The organism is Neobacillus sp. PS3-12 (assembly GCF_030915385.1).
GTDB lineage: Bacteria > Bacillota > Bacilli > Bacillales > Cytobacillaceae > JAEVLT01.
This window is the reverse complement of the sequence record NZ_CP133268.1, coordinates 3,682,685-3,702,453: the sequence shown is the minus strand read 5'-3', so window position 1 is coordinate 3,702,453 and position 19,769 is coordinate 3,682,685. Positions and strand designations below refer to the sequence as shown.

The 19,769-nt window shown below is 35.9% G+C and carries 22 protein-coding genes; 4 read left to right on the top strand and 18 right to left on the bottom strand.

Going from position 1 to position 19,769, the window contains the following annotated elements:
• Positions 1–26: 26 nt before the first annotated feature.
• Genes RCG17_RS18750 through RCG17_RS18740 form a run of 3 tightly spaced genes read right to left on the bottom strand, consistent with a single transcriptional unit; the run spans position 27 to position 1,892 of the window.
• Positions 27–398, bottom strand: a complete 372-nt coding sequence (locus RCG17_RS18750; protein ID WP_308171611.1) for a hypothetical protein — start codon at positions 396–398, stop codon at positions 27–29.
• Between the two features lie 27 nt (positions 399–425).
• Positions 426–950 (bottom strand): FTR1 family iron permease, encoded by a 525-nt coding sequence (locus RCG17_RS18745; RefSeq protein ID WP_308171610.1) that lies wholly within the window; start codon positions 948–950, stop codon positions 426–428.
• Positions 951–977: 27 nt separating this feature from the next.
• On the bottom strand, positions 978–1,892 hold the full coding sequence (locus RCG17_RS18740; RefSeq protein WP_308171609.1) for an FTR1 family protein: 915 nt from the start codon (positions 1,890–1,892) through the stop codon (positions 978–980).
• A 214-nt stretch (positions 1,893–2,106) separates the two neighbouring features.
• Here RCG17_RS18740 and RCG17_RS18735 point away from each other — a divergent pair, with 214 nt between their 5' ends.
• Together RCG17_RS18735 and RCG17_RS18730 are read left to right on the top strand one after the other, a co-directional pair.
• The gene (locus tag RCG17_RS18735) at positions 2,107–2,244 is read left to right on the top strand and encodes a hypothetical protein (protein WP_308171608.1); all 138 of its coding nucleotides are present in this window, start codon (positions 2,107–2,109) and stop codon (positions 2,242–2,244) included.
• Between the two features lie 159 nt (positions 2,245–2,403).
• Complete coding sequence (locus tag RCG17_RS18730; protein ID WP_308171607.1) at positions 2,404–3,690, top strand: ATP-binding protein; 1,287 nt, start codon at positions 2,404–2,406, stop codon at positions 3,688–3,690.
• A 161-nt stretch (positions 3,691–3,851) separates the two neighbouring features.
• Here RCG17_RS18730 and RCG17_RS18725 read toward each other — a convergent pair whose 3' ends face one another.
• The 11 genes from RCG17_RS18725 to RCG17_RS18675 form a co-directional block, all read right to left on the bottom strand.
• Positions 3,852–6,563 (bottom strand): EAL domain-containing protein, encoded by a 2,712-nt coding sequence (locus RCG17_RS18725; protein WP_308171606.1) that lies wholly within the window; start codon positions 6,561–6,563, stop codon positions 3,852–3,854.
• A gap of 109 nt (positions 6,564–6,672) precedes the next feature.
• Positions 6,673–7,131 carry a hypothetical protein gene (locus RCG17_RS18720; protein WP_308171605.1) on the bottom strand — a complete coding sequence of 153 codons (459 nt, stop codon included), beginning with the start codon at positions 7,129–7,131 and terminating at the stop codon, positions 6,673–6,675.
• A gap of 6 nt (positions 7,132–7,137) precedes the next feature.
• Positions 7,138–7,926 (bottom strand): hypothetical protein, encoded by a 789-nt coding sequence (locus RCG17_RS18715; protein WP_308171604.1) that lies wholly within the window; start codon positions 7,924–7,926, stop codon positions 7,138–7,140.
• A gap of 190 nt (positions 7,927–8,116) precedes the next feature.
• Entirely contained in the window at positions 8,117–8,467 is a 351-nt protein-coding gene (locus RCG17_RS18710; protein ID WP_308171603.1) for a hypothetical protein, read from the bottom strand.
• Positions 8,468–8,609: 142 nt separating this feature from the next.
• Positions 8,610–8,858 carry a hypothetical protein gene (locus tag RCG17_RS18705; RefSeq protein WP_308171602.1) on the bottom strand — a complete coding sequence of 83 codons (249 nt, stop codon included), beginning with the start codon at positions 8,856–8,858 and terminating at the stop codon, positions 8,610–8,612.
• A gap of 9 nt (positions 8,859–8,867) precedes the next feature.
• Positions 8,868–9,542 (bottom strand): response regulator transcription factor, encoded by a 675-nt coding sequence (locus RCG17_RS18700; protein WP_308171601.1) that lies wholly within the window; start codon positions 9,540–9,542, stop codon positions 8,868–8,870.
• Positions 9,539–10,909 carry a sensor histidine kinase gene (locus tag RCG17_RS18695; protein ID WP_308171600.1) on the bottom strand — a complete coding sequence of 457 codons (1,371 nt, stop codon included), beginning with the start codon at positions 10,907–10,909 and terminating at the stop codon, positions 9,539–9,541. Before RCG17_RS18695 ends, RCG17_RS18700 begins: the two co-directional genes overlap by 4 nt.
• A 149-nt stretch (positions 10,910–11,058) precedes the next feature.
• Positions 11,059–11,586, bottom strand: coding sequence for a ferric reductase-like transmembrane domain-containing protein (locus tag RCG17_RS18690; protein ID WP_308171599.1), 528 nt, complete (start codon positions 11,584–11,586; stop codon positions 11,059–11,061).
• Position 11,587: 1 nt separating this feature from the next.
• Complete coding sequence (locus RCG17_RS18685; protein ID WP_308171598.1) at positions 11,588–12,469, bottom strand: FAD:protein FMN transferase; 882 nt, start codon at positions 12,467–12,469, stop codon at positions 11,588–11,590.
• On the bottom strand, positions 12,469–12,807 hold the full coding sequence (locus RCG17_RS18680) for a hypothetical protein (RefSeq protein ID WP_308171597.1): 339 nt from the start codon (positions 12,805–12,807) through the stop codon (positions 12,469–12,471). Before RCG17_RS18680 ends, RCG17_RS18685 begins: the two co-directional genes overlap by 1 nt.
• Before the next feature lie 362 nt (positions 12,808–13,169).
• Complete coding sequence (locus RCG17_RS18675) at positions 13,170–14,009, bottom strand: DUF4405 domain-containing protein (RefSeq protein ID WP_308171596.1); 840 nt, start codon at positions 14,007–14,009, stop codon at positions 13,170–13,172.
• Positions 14,010–14,290: 281 nt separating this feature from the next.
• On the opposite strand from RCG17_RS18675, the gene RCG17_RS18670 reads away from it, so the two are divergent.
• Positions 14,291–14,959 carry a response regulator transcription factor gene (locus RCG17_RS18670; protein ID WP_308171595.1) on the top strand — a complete coding sequence of 223 codons (669 nt, stop codon included), beginning with the start codon at positions 14,291–14,293 and terminating at the stop codon, positions 14,957–14,959.
• The gene (locus RCG17_RS18665) at positions 14,956–16,275 is read left to right on the top strand and encodes a sensor histidine kinase (protein ID WP_308171594.1); all 1,320 of its coding nucleotides are present in this window, start codon (positions 14,956–14,958) and stop codon (positions 16,273–16,275) included. Before RCG17_RS18670 ends, RCG17_RS18665 begins: the two co-directional genes overlap by 4 nt.
• Positions 16,276–16,364: 89 nt before the next feature.
• Here the strand turns inward: RCG17_RS18665 and RCG17_RS18660 are convergent, their stop codons facing one another.
• The 4 genes from RCG17_RS18660 to RCG17_RS18645 all read right to left on the bottom strand — a co-directional run bounded on the left by RCG17_RS18660 (position 16,365) and on the right by RCG17_RS18645 (position 19,719).
• A complete protein-coding gene (locus RCG17_RS18660; RefSeq protein WP_308171593.1) occupies positions 16,365–16,799 on the bottom strand; it encodes a cell wall hydrolase in 435 nt (144 codons plus the stop codon).
• Between the two features lie 127 nt (positions 16,800–16,926).
• On the bottom strand, positions 16,927–17,895 hold the full coding sequence (locus RCG17_RS18655; protein WP_308171592.1) for an ROK family glucokinase: 969 nt from the start codon (positions 17,893–17,895) through the stop codon (positions 16,927–16,929).
• Positions 17,896–18,026: 131 nt separating this feature from the next.
• Positions 18,027–19,427, bottom strand: coding sequence for a S1C family serine protease (locus tag RCG17_RS18650; protein ID WP_308171591.1), 1,401 nt, complete (start codon positions 19,425–19,427; stop codon positions 18,027–18,029).
• 73 nt (positions 19,428–19,500) lie between these two features.
• Positions 19,501–19,719, bottom strand: a complete 219-nt coding sequence (locus tag RCG17_RS18645) for a hypothetical protein (RefSeq protein WP_308171590.1) — start codon at positions 19,717–19,719, stop codon at positions 19,501–19,503.
• Positions 19,720–19,769: the final 50 nt, after the last annotated feature.

Below are 19,769 nucleotides of genomic sequence, written 5' to 3'. Positions count from 1 at the left end.
AGTGGTCGGCCCTTTTGCAGCAATCCTTATTTGGTTTTCGAAGCCAATTCTTTCAGTGCATCTGTTAGTTTATTATTTAACGAACTTAAAGCCTCTTTATCAAGAGGTGAAGCTTCCATTCCCGCAATCGTCGGATCCAAATATTTTTCTACTTTATCATAAAGTGGTTTATTATCTTTCTTCACTTCATCTTCAAAAGATGACCACTGATCTTCTAATTTTGGTCCAATTTCTTTTACTTTAGCTTGGTCGCCACTATCAATTGCTTTTGACAGCTGTCCTGTTGTATCAAGCATTTTATTAACTCCGTCCGAAACTTTATTATTCGCCCCACAGCCGGATAGTATAAAAACACTAATAAGAGCAAAAGAGAAAAACAATGCTGCTATTTTTTTCATAAATGTATATCCTTCCTTCTATTTGTTTTAATGGTTTAAAATTTTTTTGCTATTCACATTTTTAATGAACACGATCGTAACTGCTGCAATAATTAATAACAGCTGCGGTATTACACTTTCCCACGATGGATAAAGAGCGAAAAAGTCTATACTTGGTACCTTGTCTGCACTGGTAGTTGGGATTAAGCCTGCCAACTGTAAACTGTGGATTCCCATTCCAGTAAACTTAATACAAAGATAAAAAACAATAATACTTGATACCATAAAGAAAGGCCGCATTGGTAATTTTAGTCCTACAAAAATCATTAAATAGGCCAAAATCCCAAGGAGCCCTGCTCCAATTAAAAAGCCGATTAATAATGATTGAATTTTAATTTGACTGGCCATACCGATATAAAATAAAACTGTTTCTGTCCCTTCGCGAAATACAGCCAGAAAAGCAAGGGCACCCAATGAAACTAGTTTGCCAGTTGATAAGGCATTTTGACTTTTCTCCCGAATATATCGATTCCAATCGGCAATATTGGATTGACTATGAAGCCAGTAGCTCATATACAATAGCATCGCTGCTGCAAAAACTCAGGTCCAACCGGCAATAAGCGTATTGTTATTTCCAAAGGCTCCGGAGGAAATAACAAATTTAACGATGAAGGCAAGAATAATACTAACCCCAAGTCCGCTTAAAACCCCTGACCAAATCCAACCATTCCCTTTTCTTCCAGATTTTTTTACAAATGATAAGAGTGCAATAACAACTAACAAAGCTTCCAAACCCTCGCGAATGAGGATCATTGCCGCATCCCAGAAGGTGTATTCAGATTTACCCGCCAAAGGGGTTAAATAATTTATCATATTATTAATAGTCTTTTCAGCCTTCTCATAATTTGGGGGATTTGCCGCAAGCATCGCCTGCACTGTAACTAAGTCTCTTTCAGAATCACTATAAACGACCGACGATTGTGCCACGACCGTCCCTTCTACACTTAGCCAGCTATCGCTCGCTTGTTTTATACCTTGAAGTGCTTGAGCCTGTTCATGCAAGGCAATCTTCTTTTTCGTTTGCTGAAGTAAGAGGATAAAATCATCTAACGAAATGTCCTCTTGTTTCATCTCTACCTCTTTAGGATAACCTCCATTCATAAACTTTTTGTTTACTGCTTTTAAATTGTTTAGAGCATCTAGTACTAGATCAGGTTTTTTTAGAGTAAAAGCATAGACAACCTTCCCCATGTTTAACTCAATATCCCGATAGGCGGCAACGGAATCACCTTTGATGCCGCCCTCAATTTCCCGCCAGGTTTTGTCGTATTGGTCATAAGCTTTCTTTGCATCTGTTAAATTTCCATTCGAAGTGTATTCGATTGCTTTATCTATGGATTCCTCTGCTTTCTTCAAATCACCCTTGGAATTACTGGCAGCAAATGCAGAACTATGTACAATACATCCTATGGTTAATAGAACAATAGTTAGTGTAATAAATAAGGTTTTCACCATAAGATCATTCCTTTTCATCCCATTTTAATTGATAATGATTTTCAATATCATTTATAAATTTATTTTAATTTGCAATGATAATGATTGTCAATTAGATTTTTTTTAACTTTTGCCATACATTTTCCTCTTAAGTAATGCCCCTTATACGAACTGATCTATACATATATAACTAAAGACTGAGCATCCTATAAAAAAAGGTTTTTGGAGGTTTAAGATGAAAAATGAAGATGAAAATACAAGCCAAGGATTAAATCAAATTTTTGAAATTATTAATGCCAAAGGTGACGAAGGTGAGATCAAAAAAATTTTAGAGCAATCAGAAAAGACGGACTCTAATAAGCTGAATGAATGATTAAAATTTATGTTTTCACTCTTTCAATCAAATTAAACTTTGTTACAATTAATTCAATAAATAAACTCATTTAAGCAAAATTTAGTTTATAAAAATGGAACTTCTATTCTTAGGGATGTAAAATACATAAGAACGTTATTTTTTTGGAGGATGCTTTTTATGATTGTTAATCCCGCTTCGTTGGGAATTTGGCTTCTACAAATGGTATGTATTTTATTTCCCATGCTCTTATACCAATCTTTTTTTCGAAAAAAATTTGGGCAAAAAAAAATCCAAAAACAAATTTTGGGTCTTCTTTGCGGACTTTCCATTATAATTTGTATGACCTTTCCTTTAACATTTGCAAAGGAATTACATTTAGATTTTCGTTTCATTCCTTTAATTGTTAGCTTTTTTTATGGGGGTTTTTCCACAGGCTTAATTTTAACCGCCGTAATGATGGTTTATCGGTTTCTGCTTGGCGGTCAAGGAGTGTATGTAGAAGGTCTAGGTATACCTTTCTTTACGCTGTTAATCTTTGCCTTAATTCTTCCTCGTTACGATAAGTGGAGGAAAAATAAGCAAGTGTTCTTTACTTATTTATGTCTGACCCTCTCCTTTTTCTTTTTCGTATTTGAAACGCATTTGCTGGATGGATATACTTTTACAAAACATGAGCTTTTTCTTTGGATCATTTTCTGTATTTTTAATTATATAACTTTTTGGATGGTATTGTATTTGCAAACCTCCCTTAAAGAGATGGAAGAAATGAGTACAAAAGTAATTCAATTTGAAAAAAGCCATGCCATTAATCACTTATTGGTTTATATTTCGCAACAAATATTTTCGCCAATTTTATCATCAAAACAATCATTAAATCAGATGAAGGATGACTCCAGCCTCTCCCCTGGCCAATCCTTTTATATTACCCAGGCTTTGAATGAATTAAATCAGGCAGAGCATTCGTTAAAAGATTATATGACGGTTATGGATCCAATGCACAATGACCAGAATTCCATTCAATTAACAAAAATGATCCAAGAGACAGTCCAAATGATCAATCCTTTTGCATCACTAAATAATGTGGAACTGCAGTTTTTATCAACGGCGGAAAATGATATCATGATTAAAGATTATACCCTATTAAGATTTGCTCTTTTGAATCTTATTAAGAATGGTGTAGAAGCATGTGGACCTGGCGGAAGAGTAGGTGTTTTTCTGCACGAATTAATTGATCAATTTTATATTCTAATAGAGGATAATGGGCCAGGGCTTTCAGCGGAAGTATCATCCCATTTAGGACAGCCGCTTCATTCAGGAAAAGACAATGGCACTGGATTAGGAATTGCTGTTGCCTATAAAATAACCGAATCACTGGGCGGAAAGATTGAAGTCGAGTCCAAAAAAGGCATAGGTACAACCTTTAGCTTATATTTTCCCAAAAAGAACTTTATACTAAGGTCTTAAGATCACTCGCCGATTGGCAACCCCTTTAAGACGAAAACGGATGCATAGTTTAGATAAAGAAAACTCGCCGAGCCCCTAAGGGTGAAGACAGAGGCGTAGTTGCATTTTCCTATTAGCTAAAGAAACAAGTCTTCTTAGGTAGACTTGTTTCTTTTACATTCTTATTTGTTTGGTTTAGGAAAATTCCCCTTTAATTGCTTTTTAATATAAGAAGTTTTTTCTTCTGAAATGAAACGACCACTCGTAAGAATATTTTTATCCTTCAGTTTAACTTGCAGATTGTTTAAGATTTTTATTAAACTTTCTCTGCGTATTTCATCAATGTTAAATTTCACACCATATTGAAAAACATTATCATCCAATTCACTGGACCAAACGATATGACCGTTGATTTGGAAGGTGCCTAAAAAAATTTCAGTGGTAAAACGAAGAATAATGTCCTCTTTTTTAGGCAGGTTGATGGAGGAAATAAATCGTAATCCCCCTGGTCCAATATCTTCAATTAGCACCTTCGTGCTTCCAATATTCAGCGCTTTCATTCCAATCCGTTCAATTGTCATATCAGCTTCTAATGGATAGGTTAAAGGAACACGAAAATATTGCCTTTTATTTTCATAAGTGGAAATTAATTTATTTTCAGGAACCCATTTTCCTTGTTTTAAATATTGAGCAAATTTCTGTTCTCTCACTGGTCTGCTAAACAAATAGCCTTGAATTTCTTCGCAAGCTAATTCTTTTAACAATTCTAACTGTTCATTGGTTTCAACCCCTTCAGCTACAACTTTTTTCTTTAACTTTTTGCATAAGGTAATGATTGCTGCGACCACTTCATAGCTTGCACTTTTGACCTGCATTTCTTTAATCAAGCTTTTATCGATTTTGATGATATCACAAGGAAGTTTCCATAAGTAATTGATAGCCGAGTACCCGGTTCCAAAGTCATCAAGTGCAAGAGAAATACCTAATTTTTTTAGGTTGGTTATTGTTTTTAGTGCCTTTTCCTCTTTATCAATAATCATTCTTTCAGTGATTTCAAATTCAATCCACTTAGGATCAAGATTATTTTTCTTTAAGACGGATGAAACCATTTCAATAAAATTTGATTGCAGCAATTCTAAGGAGGATAAATTTATCGAAACTTTTCTGATTGGTAACCCTTCCATTTGCCAATTTTCCAATTGCTGACAAACCTTGTTGAGCATCCACGCTCCAATTTGAACAATCAACCCGGATTCTTCAGCCATAGAAATAAATTCATCTGGTGACACCAGTCCCCATCTGGGATGGTTCCAACGAATGAGCGCTTCCGCCCAGGTAAGATCATTTGTGATCGGGTTAAAACGAGGCTGATAAAAGATGTTGAATTCATTATTTGTAAGTGCTTTTTTTGAATCATTTCTTAACGTAAATTGCTTGTATGTAAATAAATTCATCGTAGGTGAGAAAACCTGATATTGGTTCTTACCATTGCCTTTGGCACGGTACATTGCCATATCAGCATTTTTCAATAATAGGTCCATACTTTCCCCAGAATATGGGTAAACACTTACTCCAACACTTATCGTAATAAAAAAATCATTCCCTCTAACGTTAAAGGGCTTATCGTTAATCAGAGTAATTAAATTGCTCGCATGTTTATTTATTTCTTCAAGACTAAAAACATTGGATAAAAGAATAATAAATTCATCTCCGCCAAGTCTGCAAAGTATAACATCATCTTGTGTATACGTTTCTTGCAGTCTTGCAGAAAAATCCTCTAAAAGTTTATCTCCAACACTGTGCCCAAAAGAGTTGTTTACATATCTAAATTCATCAAGATCGACTAACAATAAAGCAAAGGATGTTTTATTCCCCTTTGCACGAAGAACTTCTTTTCGTAGTTGATTTTCTAAATATCTTCGATTTGGCAGGCCGGTTAAATTATCAAAGTAAGCCATCCGCTTCATTTCTTCGGCAATTTTTTTAGACCTTGTGATGTCTTTTGATGTAAAAATAATTCCATTTAGTAAGGGGTCTTTTAAATAATTGGTGGCAAAAAACTCAAGCCAAATATAATTTCCTCTTTTATTTTTTACTTTTATTTCTGTACGGATGGATTTACCAGGGCTCTTTACAAGGGCCTCAAAAGTATTTCTTGTTTTTAGTAAATGTTCTTCAGCAATATAGTCAAAAATATTCTTACCGATACTCTCCTGCAGTGAGTATCCTAAATGTTTTTCAAAACCAGTATTCAAAAATGTAATCTGACCGTTTTCATCCATACTGCCAATCGCATCGTTTGTATTTTGAATAATAGCATTTAATTGTTTGTCCCTTCGCGCGACTCTAGTTTCCATTTGTTTTTGTTTCGTTATGTCTGTCCGCAGTGTTAGAAATTGATAGGGTTGATTGTCGTTATCAAAAAGAGGGAAAATGGTTAGAAAGTTCCAAACGATTGAGCCGTCTTTCCTTTTAGCAGTCATTTCACCCTTCCATATTTCACCAGCTAGCAATGTCTCCCATAAATCATGATAAAACTTATTGGAGTGTAATCCTGTTTTAAATATTCTTGTATGTTTTCCAATGATCTCTTCATGTTTATAACCAATATTTTTACAACAATTGTCATTTAGATAGATAATAGATCCTTCTTTATCTGTTATTAACAAAATTGCTTCACTGTTTATTGCTGAATTAATTCTTTCAAAATCAAAAATAGCTGTTGCAGATTGTTGATCAATGGCTGTTACTAATGTTTGATAATAAGGATAATCAAGCATATCAGTTTTGCCTAGGGGTTCATTTTCTCTATTAGGCCAAATTTCTACACTTTTGCTTTCTATATCATTAAAAAGGGTAAATTTACTCCTATTCAATATTTGAGAATCTTCCATAGTCCACCCCCGTAGTGTTCTCTTCTTTATTTTAATGGGGTTTAGGTTTTAAATCTAGGTCTAAAGTTACACATTTTTTAAATTGTCAAAATCCCCTTTGTACTAAAAATCACCTTACTTTTGCAACCCCTAAAGCATATTGTTCCCAAAGGATGTTTTGTACCATTCCCGCTTCCTTTTCATCGCATTCAATAATAAGAATGACTTCTGCTTGTTTTCCTCGTGAATGTCTTTTTCCTTTTTTTACAATTTTGTAGATAAATACTTTGATTCCCATGCCTAACAAGAGTCCAATACTCGCTCCGATTATTCCCCAATAAATCGGGCCCCATGCTAACATAAACCCGATGCTTGCCCCGATGACCGCAAACGCAGTTGCTAGTGCTGCCCCGAGATCCATGAGGGAAATACCATCGGAATGATGAATCGTATCATTTAAACTTCTTTCATCTGTCCGATTATCAAGGGGTACAGCAAAGATATTTTCTTTTGATATTCCACTTTTTTCCAAAATCGATATGGCTATTTCTATAAAACCTGTATTTTCAAAAGTTGAAAATACCTGCATCAATTCTCACTCTACTTTCGTACCCTTTTTCACTCTGAAATGAGGGGATTGATAGTTTTCCATTAAAAAGATATTTTGTTCCTTTTTAAATAGCTTATTGTTTTCAATTGTATTTTCGTATGCATCAAATACCGCAAATCCATAAATCGAAGGAAAAAATAATAACCACTCACTGTTCAAAACTGCTGTTGCTTGTTGAATTTTCCCAAGAAAAAGGAGAGAAATAGCTTCTAAACCACGTGAGTAATACGCAAACACCATTACCCAGATAATAATGAAAAAAGCAGTAATAATTCTGTGAAGGTAGAGTTGTCCTAAACCAGGAACAAATAATGACCAGATAGTCGCAAGTGAAGGTTTTCTTCGATCCAAATAGTTAATTTCCATTGCACCTAAACTAAAGGAATTAATACGATGATTTTCATGGTTTGCGAGAATAGAAATTTTATTTATATCAACGGTTGTCCGATAACTGTCCCAAATCGCAAAGATATAGACTGGAATATAAATCAACAACCATCTAGTGTTTAAAACATCTTTAGCTAATTCAATTTTTCCTTGAAAGGAATAAACCATTGCTAAATTAATATGGGCATTCATATTTACTATCACTTCCCAGCCAAATAAAACAAATCCACGAAGATGTTTCGACAAGAGCCAATGCCCAAAACCGGGGAATGCAGCAGACCACCAAGCGATAATAAAGGGATTCCTTAAATGAAGCTGAGTGGTGCCAAGTATACTGACGTGTGCAGAATATCTTCTTGCCGTATTATCATTCGAATAGTTTTCCATTATGAAGAAAAATCCCCCATTAGGTGTAATAAAGATTTACTTTAGTTTCCCCAACTACCTGGAAAAGTTTCTAAATAATAACAGAAAAAAATAAAAAGTGACCAATTTAACTTTGTTTTTTTGATGTATAAAATTTGTCCTTTTAGAAGTTTTAATGCGAAAAAAAAAAGCCGGATAATCCGGCTTTTCCTTAAAGATTTGTATTTTTTGTCCCCATCATTCCTTGTCCATTAGCATTGCTGCAGGCACCATTCGGACCGTGCATTTGTTCATAAAGAGCCTTTAATTGTTCATCGCTTAAATTCGGGTGCATCTTCTTCATATATGGGAGCATTTGCTCAAAGCCGTTACTTGAATCTTGCTCAAGCTGCTTGGTATTGGTTGTCTTCATCATTTGTGTCATATTGCCTTGCCCCATATTCTGCTGCATGAAATATACAGGATCTTGAGTTTGTTCCTGTGCCTTTGCCATTACGAACCCAGTTCCGCCAGCTGTAATGAGACCAACTGCTATTAACCCTGTCAGCAAATTCTTCTTCATTTTTCTCACTCCGTTTCTCATCGATATTCTATTCTACAGTTTTACTATAGAATGAAACTATGTAGAAAATATGGAGGATCATGTATTAATTAAAACGTCATATTTTCTTCAAATTTTCTTTTATCCAGGTATCGATTTTTACCTATTTGTTTGAAGGTTTATTCATGTTTGTTCGAATAAGCCAAATAAGGATCATGACGCCTGCAAGCAAGATGGACAGCCAAAAAGTTTGACTAAACCAATAATACATGTGACGATACATCATTTGCCGCCCCATCATCATTCCCATCATACTTGAGGGAAACCACATCATTTTGATTACAAACAAAAGAAATGAGAGCCCATGGAAAATTAATATCATAAAAAAAATGGCAGCTAATAACCGTTTCATTGTTTTCACCTATTCCACTTTATATCCAATACCCCAGATCGTTTTGATGAATGTTTTTTCAATTCCATAAGCATTTAATTTTTCCCTAAGATTTTTAATATGGGAATCAATTGTGCGATCCTCACCCATGAAATCAATCCCCCAAATTAAGTCGACCAAATGATCTCTGGTTAATGCATTCCCTTTATGCTCGATCAGTACCTCAAGTAGGTCAAATTCTGTCTGTGTTAAATTTATAACGAATTCTTGGTACATTACGCTCCGAGCTATTTTATTCAAAATGATCCCTTTATATTTTAAAACATCATTATTCGTGCTAGCTTTTTGAGTCCTCCTTAGCAGTGCTTTCACTCGGGCCAGCAATTCCGCATCATCGAAAGGTTTCACAAGATAATCATCTGCACCTGTTGTCAATCCAAGTACCTTATCTTCTACTGCTGATTTGGCAGTTAATAAAATAATCGGAACGCTTGAAACCTTTCTGACTCGTTCGATTGTTTCCCACCCATCCATAATCGGCATCATTACATCGAGAATCACTAAATCAAAATCATTATTTAAGATCTGTTCGTAGGCTTCTTTACCATTTTGTGCTTCTTCGATTAGGTAATTTTCTTGCTGCAGATAAATCCGTAATAGCTGTCTCATTTCCCTTTCATCATCTACGATTAAAATCTTGTTCATTCTTTCAACTCCCTTGGCAAATAAATCAAAAATGTGGATCCCTGGTTTTCTACACTACTAATCTTGATCTGACCATGATGGGATTCAATAATTTGTTTGGCTATATATAAGCCCAGCCCTGTTCCACCTGTTTTTCGGGCTCTGGACTTTTCAATTCGATAAAACCGATCCCAAATTTTTGATATTTCTTCCTTTGGAATTCCCATACCAGTATCACAAATTTCAATAACAACAAACTCATTTTCTAAAAAAGAACGAATCTTAATAAAACCATTGTCTGTATATTTAATCGCATTTTCCACAAGGTTATAGACAACCTGTTCCATTCTTTGTACATCTATCAGGATAGGAGGCACTTTTTCAGAAAAAGTTAGGATTAACTCCAGTCCTTTTTTTACAAGTGCAGGTCTAAGACTGGAAGCAACTTTTTCGGCAATCAAATTAACATTTGCCAACTCTTTTTGCAGCTGAAACTTCCCCGCTTGAAGTTTGCTCATTTCAAATAAATCATTTACCAAAAATGAAATTCGTTTCGTTTCTCTATTAATGATGGCTAGATATTCTGTTTGTTCTTCTTTACTCTTAATGATTCCTTTACTAAGGACATCGCTATAGCCTTTTATGTAGGTTAATGGTGTCCGCAGTTCATGTGAAACTGCAGACAAAAATTCATTCCTCGTATCCTCAAAGTATTGCAATTGTTCACCCAATTGCTGAATAGAACTGGCTAATTGAGCAATTTCATCATTACCTTTAGAAGGGATTTCCTGCCTGTACTGACCCTTTGCTAATTGATTTGTCGCTTCCTTCATGATTACAAGCGGTTGAGTAATTTTTCTTGAAAGGAAACCAATGGTGCCGAAACCTATAAATACTGTTCCAATGCCAGTAACAAGAATAAGGCTTTTTAATACGGACACCGTTTCTCTTAAAACATTTGTCCGATAAAACATATAAACATACCCCTTGTTAGGAATCGTTGTAATTGTACTAATGTATTTATCCTTTTTCCAGTCACTAATGACAATCTCTTTTTTACTTTTCAAAAGATGTTTTTTCATCTCGGCATCCAGGGGAACCGTAGAACCAAGAATTTTTTGATTTTCATCGGTTATTACGATTTGGGTCGATCCGTTTTGATCCATCGACACCACATGGCCAATCATTTTTTTGCTAAAATCATTATCCAGGACCTTAGAGTGATTACTTCCCTGATCGATGAGATCGCTGCTTACAAAATCAACAAATAAATTGGTAAATACCCCATATAAAATAGTACCTAAAATCAAAAGTAGTATTAGAAAAACACCGCTGAACAATAATCCAAGCTTAATCGAAATACGGTTTAAGATGTTAATTCCCTTCATATTGCTGCTCCTTAATTCCGATAAATTCTAATTTCATTCTATCAGGAAAGTATGGAGAAAGTTTGGAAAGTATTGAAAACATTATTTTAAGTACCCTTTGGGAATGATTAGTTCTAAGTTCCCTGTTTCCAACTTTCCGAATATGTGCTTTAATGTGCTTCACTCACTTTTTTCTTACTTGAGAGTATCATTCCCCCCATAACAATAACTGGTGCAATATTAATAGCAGCTATAACTGGACCAGAAAAGTCAGAACCACTCATTAAACCATGGAATGTTACACAGATATAGAGAAGCGGATTAAGGGCGTGAAGTTTTTGCCACCTTTGATAGCCAATTTTCTTACGGAATTTTGATGTAACGATCGTCATAATTAAGAAGTAAGTGGCAATTGTCCCTAGTGCCATTGAAACAGTCTCATAGCTGCTGCTAAATGGAATCAGGATTTGGGATAGTTTAAATGGGAAGTAGGAATCTATCAACAAAACTCCTAAGTGTCCGCAGGTAAGAATTAATGCCCAATCTGAAAGTGATTCATGAAGATTTAGGATATTGTTGATTTTCTTTTTTTGTTTCTTCTGAACTGCTGAAAAAAGTCCAGATAATACTGCCATATATAATAATAAATATGCTACTGTTCCTGTTGCTCGAATTGCATACCATTCAAATGTTTCCATCTTATTCGCTTCCTCTCCAAATTTCTTTCCCTTCATTTATGATAACTGCTTTAATTCTTTTGCTAGATAACCAGAATTTTCCATCCTCTTCTCCCAATAAAAGAGTGACTTTTGCCAGTACATCCGCTTCAACGGCTGTGGGAGCTGTAACAGTTGAAGAAAGAATCGAGCTTGTAGACGGTTCTCCCGTTGTAGTATCGATTAGATGATGCTTATTCTTTCCATTCATCTTCCATCTTCTTTTCATCGATGTGGAAGTTGCCACTGCTCCTTGGGAAACTTGTATGGAAGATAGCATGTTTGATGGATCGAATGGGTCTTCAATCCCGATATTTAACGGTCTTGGTAAAATTCCAAAAATCCGGATATCACCGCCGACATTAATAAAACCATAGCCTTGTTTTGATAATAGATCCGCTGCGCAGTCTATCACCCAGCCCTTTGCGATCCCACCTAAATCAATTCTAGTTTGCAGGATAACTGTCTGTTTTTCTTCGTTCAATTGATAAGGCTGAATCTTACTAATCTCCGGGGCTGAATGGGAGGATGCTCCCAATTCTTTCCCTTTGATATATTCAATGGATTTGGTATAACCACTGTCTTCAATTGCCGACAAGATTCCAGGATTAAAAATTCCATTCGTTTCTTTATAAAATCTCAGTGCTTCTTTTAGAATGTTAAATAGATCATCAGATACTTCGACTTCTTTCCCAACTCGTTGATTTAACCTGGATAATTCACTTTCCTCTTTAAAGCGGCTGCATGTATCTTCAACAGCTGCAAATAGTTTATAGACAGGCATGAGATCATTCGCAAACATTTCTTGATTGATTGATATTTGTACCATCGTGCTCATTGAATTGAAATTATATTTATACATCATCAGGTCCCCCCTGTAGTTGTGTCAAATCCACCGTGATGGCCAAAGCCGCCACCTGAAAACTGATTATTGTCCTGTCCCGAACTTCCATTATCAAAGGTTGATTGATTGTTATCAAAGCTAAAAGCTCCTCCATTATCATCAGCTGAGCTCCCTGAGGTATTCTGGTTACCTCCATTTTGGCTAGGTGTTTGTTGATTTGACTTTTGAGTTGATGCGATCGTTTGATTGGATTTACTCAAACTAGTTTTATTTGTAAATCCAAGGTATCCCACCATACCAGCAACAAGTGCTAGGCTGGCAAAACTTACTCCCCAAGGGGTAAAACTCTTTTTCTCCATTATAAGGACTCCTTTCGATTCTAATTTGTAAATTATCGTAAATATATACTTTTTTTCATTATCCTTCGGTTCTAAACCTCATGCCTGTATTCTGCACCTCCAACCTGAATTAAGTTTGAAGGTAAGCTGAAAGTTTCCTGAGAGTTACTATTGGTTTCATTTTATATGCTCCTTTCAGTTGATCAATCAAACTGATTATTTTTCAACTTGTTCTTTCTATATTCATGAGTATAATGATGAATTTCCGAAGAATTATCGTGGAAATGTGTGAAAAAAATGTGTTAACCAGTTTTTTTAAATGATATTTATAAATAAAATTGTGTAGGCGCATGAAAATTTCATGCGCCTCTAAAGTGAATTTTTTATTTTGAATCTTGAAGTTGTACATGGTTCGTTTTTCGCTTATTCCTTAAGATTCTTTTTTCCAGAAAATAGGTAGGAATGATGATCACTGCCCAGATGCCAAAATAGTTCAGAATGACAAGAAATGGACTGCTGCTACCGCCATGATCTTCATGTCCACCTCTTCCATCAAATTTTCCTTCACGAAAATCGCCGTTAGGTGGACCTTGTTGAGTACTATTTGTTACATTCCCGGTATTCACATTATTAGTTGACTGCCCGAATTGCTGCATTTGTTTTGGATTGAAATCGCCTTTACTAGGAGTAGATGTGGAAGCAAACCATTGAATTCCGCCTACTAATATGGCAAGAGAAAGAACTACGGATGCAATTACACCTTTCCTAAGTTTACCTTCCCTCGATTTAAATGCTCTTTTATGAATACTCACGATCCATTGCCAATGTACCCCAATATGCAAACCAACTAATGCAAGTGTTGCGTCAGCAGAAAAACTGTGGAGACCACGAATTGAATGATTTCCTTGGACAGCAAGACTTGGAAGAACCACCCTCGAAATCAATATTCCAGTTACAATTACGGTAGCCATTGAAATTAACAGTAGTATATTTAATAGAAAACTGAATCGTGTTTTATTAGGTAGTTTGGAATCAAAAATCTTTTTGGTAGTATTGATCACCCATCGGAAGTTCAATCCGATGTGTACAAGAATCGCTACTCCAATAATCAAACCTGCTATTTCATGAAACGGTAAGCCATCCAATACTCTAGGGTTCATTAGTAACACAAATGTGATTGCCATCACCAAATCTAGTACAATTTTTGTATAATTCTTTTTCACTTAAATTCCTCCTTGTTGCTTTCTATTTGGAAGTATAGCGAGCAATTTCCGAGGAATTATCGTAGAAATGTGTGAAAAGTATGTGATAGATAAACCCATATTTTTCACATAATTCAACGATAATTCCACGGTATTTCTTCTTTATACTCTTGCATAGAAAGATTAGGAGGAGTTCAAATGTCCAAAACCTTTTGTACAATTGACTCCACGTATTATACTGATTATTGGAACTAATGAGTCTGATTGTATTTTCAAGATTAATTATATATGGTGGTGTGAACATGGCGACAATCTATTTGGTTGAAGATGAAGAACATCTTAATCAATTACTTAAAAAATATTTAGAAAAGGAAGGCTACAAAGTTGTATCCTTCCTTGAAGGTGAACCTGCTCTTCAGAAAGTTCAAGACTTGCCTGACCTTTGGATATTAGATATTATGCTACCGGATATTGATGGGTATCAATTAATTAAAGCAATAAAAGAGTATAACCAAGAAACGCCCGTCATTTTTATGTCAGCAAGGAACCAAGAACTGGATCGGGTAGTAGGGCTGGAATTAGGCAGTGATGATTATTTATCAAAACCCTTTTTGCCAAGAGAGTTAGTCATTCGAACAAATAAAATCATCCAACGTTTGCACAACAATAAAGAAGAACCTTCCGCTGATTTCCATTTAGAAGACTATCTTGTTGACCGAAAGCAGCGAACAGTTTTTGATGATGGCCAGGAAATTATTCTAACCAATAAAGAATTTACCCTGCTGCTTTATTTTATTGAAAACGGTAATACGGTCGTGTCAAGGGAGCAAATCCTCGAAAAAGTATGGGGCGATAATTATTTCGGATCTGACCGAGTTGTAGATGACACGATAAGAAGATTAAGAAAGAAATTAGCCAGGATAAACCTTGAAACCGTCTACGGGTTTGGCTATAAATTGGTCGTAAAATGATGAAATTTAAATCACTTACAATGAGAATTTGGTTCATCATATCGGTGATCATTACCATCATTGTACTGGTTGTTTCCCTTGCATTCACGTTTATTATTAATCGTATGAATGAAGATAAAGCCGTGCATGGTCTGCAGCTTACGCATCAGCTTGTATTGAATTCTGTCAAAGGAAAGCAGATTGATACAGACATAATCGGATTTGCTAAACACCAGCATACGTTTAATTTTGTTTTTGATAAAAAGACTGGGCAAATCGGTTTTATTAGTCATGACGATGAACATGAGGATACGTCTTTAATGATCACAATGAGTAGTTTCATAACAGGTAAAACTGATCAAAGTCTTAAGAAAAACATTAATAATATGACTTATTTGATTGAAATTAGTAAAGTAACTGGTCAATCATATTTAATTTCCTATCAAATCATGGATAAAAATGAAAGTTTACCTCAAATTCTCCTGATTGGAGTCTTGGTCATTCTTTTAAGTTTACCTTTGTCTAAGGTTATTGCAAATAATATTGCTAAACCACTAAAACAGTTAGAGGGCTATACAAAACGAATCGCTAATAAAGAGTGGGATCACGACCTTGATTTAAAAAGTGAGGATGAAATTGGACGATTAGCGATAGCGATGAAAGAAATGAAAGAATCATTAAAATTAGCTGATGAAGAAGAAAAAAAATTCCTTCAAAGTATCTCTCATGATCTAAAAACACCAGTAATGGTCATCATGAGCTACGCCCAAGCAATTATTGATGGAATGTATGAAGATTCTGCCGAAGAACCTGCAGCGGTTATTAAAAATGAAGCTGTCCGTCTTGAGAAAAAGATTAAACAAGTTTTGTATTTAAATACGCTTGATTATGTTTTAGATAATGACAAAGAAAAAGAAGATGTCTATCTCAATAAATTATTACCTTATCTAATCGCTAATTTTCAGGCAGTGAATGCAGATATTTCATGGGACTTAAATATTGAATCAAAACAAGCCGTAATATTAGGAAACTCGGATCGTATCCGGGTTTCTATTGAAAATATTTTAGAAAATCAGCTTAGATATGCAAAGAATCTAATTCAAGTTTCCCTAAAAGATACTGGGTCATCCTGGATGATCGAAATAAAGAATGATGGCCCATTAATTTCTAAAAAAGATTTAAATCAAATCTTCAAATCCCTTTATAAAGGAGATAAAGGAAATTTCGGGCTCGGTTTAAGTATCTCTCAAAAAATTGTTCATTTTTATCATGGAAGTATTAAGGTAGAAAATCAAAATGGGCAGGTCTGCTTTACCATTTGTTACCCAAAGAAATAAGTTTAATCCTAAAAATAAATCCCTCCGATGCAGTAGGTTCTTTCATACCTTCTGCACAAGAGGGATTCTATTTATGTTGTTTTATTTTATCACCAGCTATATGCACTGGGACATTCTTTCGGCTCATAATAACAATGCTGTTTATATTGCCCTGAAGCTGGCTGATCGTACCATGTTGGCGGGCATGGAGCATGAGGATTGAAATACCATAAGGAATGTTTAGCTGGAGAATGCCTCCAGTAGTCGAGAGTTTGTTTTGCTAATCTTTTCTCAACACCTCTCGCAGCTTGGTAAAACACATTACCCTTTTGAACAGCTTCAAATGAATAATTCCCACCTTGTACTTGAAAAATTACTTGCGGAATTGTCCGTAGTCCTTTAAAGTCTAAACAATCGGCTTTAACACGATTAACGATTACATTCCCTACAAGCAACATTCCCATCTGTCCTTCACCTTCGGCTTCCGCTCTCATCATCCTTGCCATCAGCGCGACATCCGATGATCTATACTTTGCTCTCGGCATCCATTTCACCTCCGCTTTAAATGTTATGTTAAAAAGCCTACATTATGTTAAACGGTTCGGTTTTGGAATAAAAAAGTTAATCCCAGAATTAATCAAAAAAATAGGAAGCTTACTCAAACTGCCAAGTTCATTTTGATTCCGAAGATAGGATGGCTAAGGATGCTGCACCTATTACACCTGCATCATTTCCTAATTGGGCAAGCTTTATTTTTGTGCTTGTTCTTACTTGTGGAAAGGCAAACTTATTTAAGTATTTTCCTACTCCTTTTAACAGCATATCTCCTGCGGCTGATACTCCCCCGCCAATAACAATAGCTTCGGGGTTTAAGATATTCGCAATATTTCCACAAGCTAATCCTAAATAGAAGTAAAACTTATCAACTACCGCTAGGGCCAATTGATCCCCCTGCTTTGCATGATCAAATACAATTTTAGAAGTTACCTCTTGCCCGCCATCAATTAGCTGCTTTAATTGAGAGTCACCTGTAAATTCTACTGCAATATCCTGGGCCAATCGGACAACACCGGTTGCACTGGCCACCGTCTCGAGACAGCCATGATTTCCACATGTACACGGATATCCATTAGGTTCTACTACGATATGACCAATTTCTCCCGCCGCTCCAGACTTGCCATGTATTAATTTTCCTTCTGCAATAACACCACCGCCAACACCAGTTCCAAGTGTGACAAAGACAACATTTGCTCCGCCTTCCCCCGCACCCTTCCAACCTTCTCCTAGTGCAGCCACATTTGCATCATTATCAATATAAAACGGGAGATTTGTCCCGGCTTCAATTAGTTGTTTTACTGGCTGCAATGTCCGCCAATTTAGATTATATGCTCCGATGACAGTCCCTTTTTGGCGGTCCACAATTCCAGGTGAACCCATTCCAATACCCCAAAAATTTTTAGCTGTAAATCCATATAAGTCCAGGTGGTGATTAATCGAATCAATAATATTGGGAACGATTTTCTCACCATCATTTTGAATATCAGTATCGATACTCCACTTTTGCAGAATCTCCCCATCAGGAGTCAATATCGCAAATTTCACAGAAGTACCGCCTAAATCAATGCCAATTAGTTTTTTCATTCTTTTTTCCACCTTCAATCAATATGCTTTCAGTTCTTACTATTCTATTTTACAAAATGCTGGTTATTTCAAAAAAGGAAAAGGCATGTCCTTGGTATCTATTGTACCAGGCTCATGCCTTTTCGTTAGCCCTAATTTGTTTGAGAGGTAAGCTTTACATTGATATTCATTTGCTTACCATTTCGATAAATACCGAATTTTACTGTGTCACCATTTTTTACTTTTGTATATAAATATTTTCTTAAATCGGTCGAACTGCCAATTGATGTTCCATTCATGGAAACAATCACATCTTTTTGCTCTAATCCACTATTTGCTGCTGCTGATTGTTGCTGAACTTGAGTGATCATGACTCCACTTTGAACATTGTTGGGCAGGTCAGCCAAATATGCCTGAGGAACTTCACTTAAATCCGCCAAACCCACACCCAAGTATGGGCGCTCTACTTTTCCACTTTTAATTAACTGGTTTACGATTGGAATAAAATCATTACTAGGGATTGCAAATCCTAACCCTTCAACCCCACTCTCAGAAATCTTTAAGCTATTGATCCCAATAACCTGTCCCTGCGTATTAATCAATGCACCACCGCTATTTCCAGGGTTGATCGCAGCATCTGTTTGAATTACATTTGTTTCCCAATCTCCTGCTGAAGTATTAACAGCAATCGATCGATTAGTAGCACTCACGATTCCCTGCGTAACCGTTCTTGATAAATCCAGCCCTAGCGGATTTCCGATTGCATATACTTGATCTCCGGAACGTAATGTGGAAGAGTCCCCGAACTCCGCTGTATCAGTTACATATTTTGGATCAATCTTTAAAACGGCAAGATCTGTTAATGCATCTGTGCCAACTACTGTTGCTGTTGTTTTTTGGCCATCATAAAGTGAGATTTCTAGTTTTGTTGCACCCTCGACAACGTGGTTATTTGTTACAATATAGGCTCCATCAGAATTTTTCTGGAAAATAACCCCTGATCCTGAGCCTGTTTCCACTGACTGCGAGCTATTCCCGAAACTATAATCACCATTGTTTCCATAGCTGCCAAAGCTGTTCGAACCACTCGAATTATCAGAACTCCCATTGTTTCCAAAAAAGTTATTTGAACTTTTATTTTGCTGTTGATAATTTTCAATGCCTACAATGGTTTTTGAGACTTTATCCACCGTATCCGCAATGGAATCTGTTCCAGAGGAAGTAGATGGTTTTGCAGACACTGTTTTTACGACCGAGGCTGTCGTAGATTGCTGGGTAGCTGTTCCGTTATTTCCATTTGAAATATTGTTAAAATAATCTGTATGTGGGAGAACGGCTAATGTTATGGCTGAACCAACCACTCCTGCGGTGATCGTTGAGAGAATGACTCTTAGCCCGCCTCTTCCTCCGCTCTTCTGTTTTCCCGCACTATTCTCATAACGTGAGAAATTAACATCCTCATTCTGGCTGCCTTGGTTAATTAATGCGCCTTCCTCTGTATTTTCCGATGTATATGGTGAATTTTGGTTTTCTGAATCGTTATTAAAGTCCATCAGGTTCACTCCTCGTCTATTATAAAGTTCTTAGGTAAATTGTTTTCTATGACATAACTATATCGAATAAATATTAAGAGTTTCTTAACAAACTATAAACGGACAAAGAAATTTCATCCTTTCCTCCAGCTTTAAGCTCCTCCCGGTCCTCAAATAAATCTTTTTCTGTTAGAAAAAGAACCAGTATCTTTGACCTATCGACGGAAGCTTGGGCATCATCAAGTTCATCTGCCAAAAGCTGAATGATCGAATCCCACAAAGGAAGATTTTCTTCGATCAATAATAAACGCATTCTTAACGCTCCTTTATGAATAATAATTCCTGCTAGGTTTAATTTTAAAA

Bases quoted from the DNA above. Each gene is read 5' to 3' on its own strand.
- RCG17_RS18645 (WP_308171590.1), bottom strand. From the start codon at position 19,719: ATGCGTTTATTATTGATCGAAGAAAATCTTCCTTTGTGGGATTCGATC.
- RCG17_RS18685 (WP_308171598.1), bottom strand. From the start codon at position 12,469: ATGATGTATAAATATAATTTCAATTCAATGAGCACGATGGTACAAATA.
- RCG17_RS18715 (WP_308171604.1), bottom strand. From the start codon at position 7,926: ATGGAAAACTATTCGAATGATAATACGGCAAGAAGATATTCTGCACAC.
- RCG17_RS18665 (WP_308171594.1), top strand. From the start codon at position 14,956: ATGATGAAATTTAAATCACTTACAATGAGAATTTGGTTCATCATATCG.
- RCG17_RS18670 (WP_308171595.1), top strand. From the start codon at position 14,291: ATGGCGACAATCTATTTGGTTGAAGATGAAGAACATCTTAATCAATTA.
- RCG17_RS18725 (WP_308171606.1), bottom strand. From the start codon at position 6,563: ATGGAAGATTCTCAAATATTGAATAGGAGTAAATTTACCCTTTTTAAT.
- RCG17_RS18695 (WP_308171600.1), bottom strand. From the start codon at position 10,909: ATGAAGGGAATTAACATCTTAAACCGTATTTCGATTAAGCTTGGATTA.
- RCG17_RS18720 (WP_308171605.1), bottom strand. From the start codon at position 7,131: ATGCAGGTATTTTCAACTTTTGAAAATACAGGTTTTATAGAAATAGCC.
- RCG17_RS18740 (WP_308171609.1), bottom strand. From the start codon at position 1,892: ATGGTGAAAACCTTATTTATTACACTAACTATTGTTCTATTAACCATA.
- RCG17_RS18655 (WP_308171592.1), bottom strand. From the start codon at position 17,895: ATGAAAAAACTAATTGGCATTGATTTAGGCGGTACTTCTGTGAAATTT.
- RCG17_RS18745 (WP_308171610.1), bottom strand. From the start codon at position 950: ATGAGCTACTGGCTTCATAGTCAATCCAATATTGCCGATTGGAATCGA.
- RCG17_RS18750 (WP_308171611.1), bottom strand. From the start codon at position 398: ATGAAAAAAATAGCAGCATTGTTTTTCTCTTTTGCTCTTATTAGTGTT.
- RCG17_RS18735 (WP_308171608.1), top strand. From the start codon at position 2,107: ATGAAAAATGAAGATGAAAATACAAGCCAAGGATTAAATCAAATTTTT.
- RCG17_RS18730 (WP_308171607.1), top strand. From the start codon at position 2,404: ATGATTGTTAATCCCGCTTCGTTGGGAATTTGGCTTCTACAAATGGTA.
- RCG17_RS18710 (WP_308171603.1), bottom strand. From the start codon at position 8,467: ATGAAGAAGAATTTGCTGACAGGGTTAATAGCAGTTGGTCTCATTACA.
- RCG17_RS18680 (WP_308171597.1), bottom strand. From the start codon at position 12,807: ATGGAGAAAAAGAGTTTTACCCCTTGGGGAGTAAGTTTTGCCAGCCTA.
- RCG17_RS18660 (WP_308171593.1), bottom strand. From the start codon at position 16,799: ATGCCGAGAGCAAAGTATAGATCATCGGATGTCGCGCTGATGGCAAGG.
- RCG17_RS18690 (WP_308171599.1), bottom strand. From the start codon at position 11,586: ATGGAAACATTTGAATGGTATGCAATTCGAGCAACAGGAACAGTAGCA.
- RCG17_RS18705 (WP_308171602.1), bottom strand. From the start codon at position 8,858: ATGAAACGGTTATTAGCTGCCATTTTTTTTATGATATTAATTTTCCAT.
- RCG17_RS18650 (WP_308171591.1), bottom strand. From the start codon at position 19,427: ATGGACTTTAATAACGATTCAGAAAACCAAAATTCACCATATACATCG.
- RCG17_RS18700 (WP_308171601.1), bottom strand. From the start codon at position 9,542: ATGAACAAGATTTTAATCGTAGATGATGAAAGGGAAATGAGACAGCTA.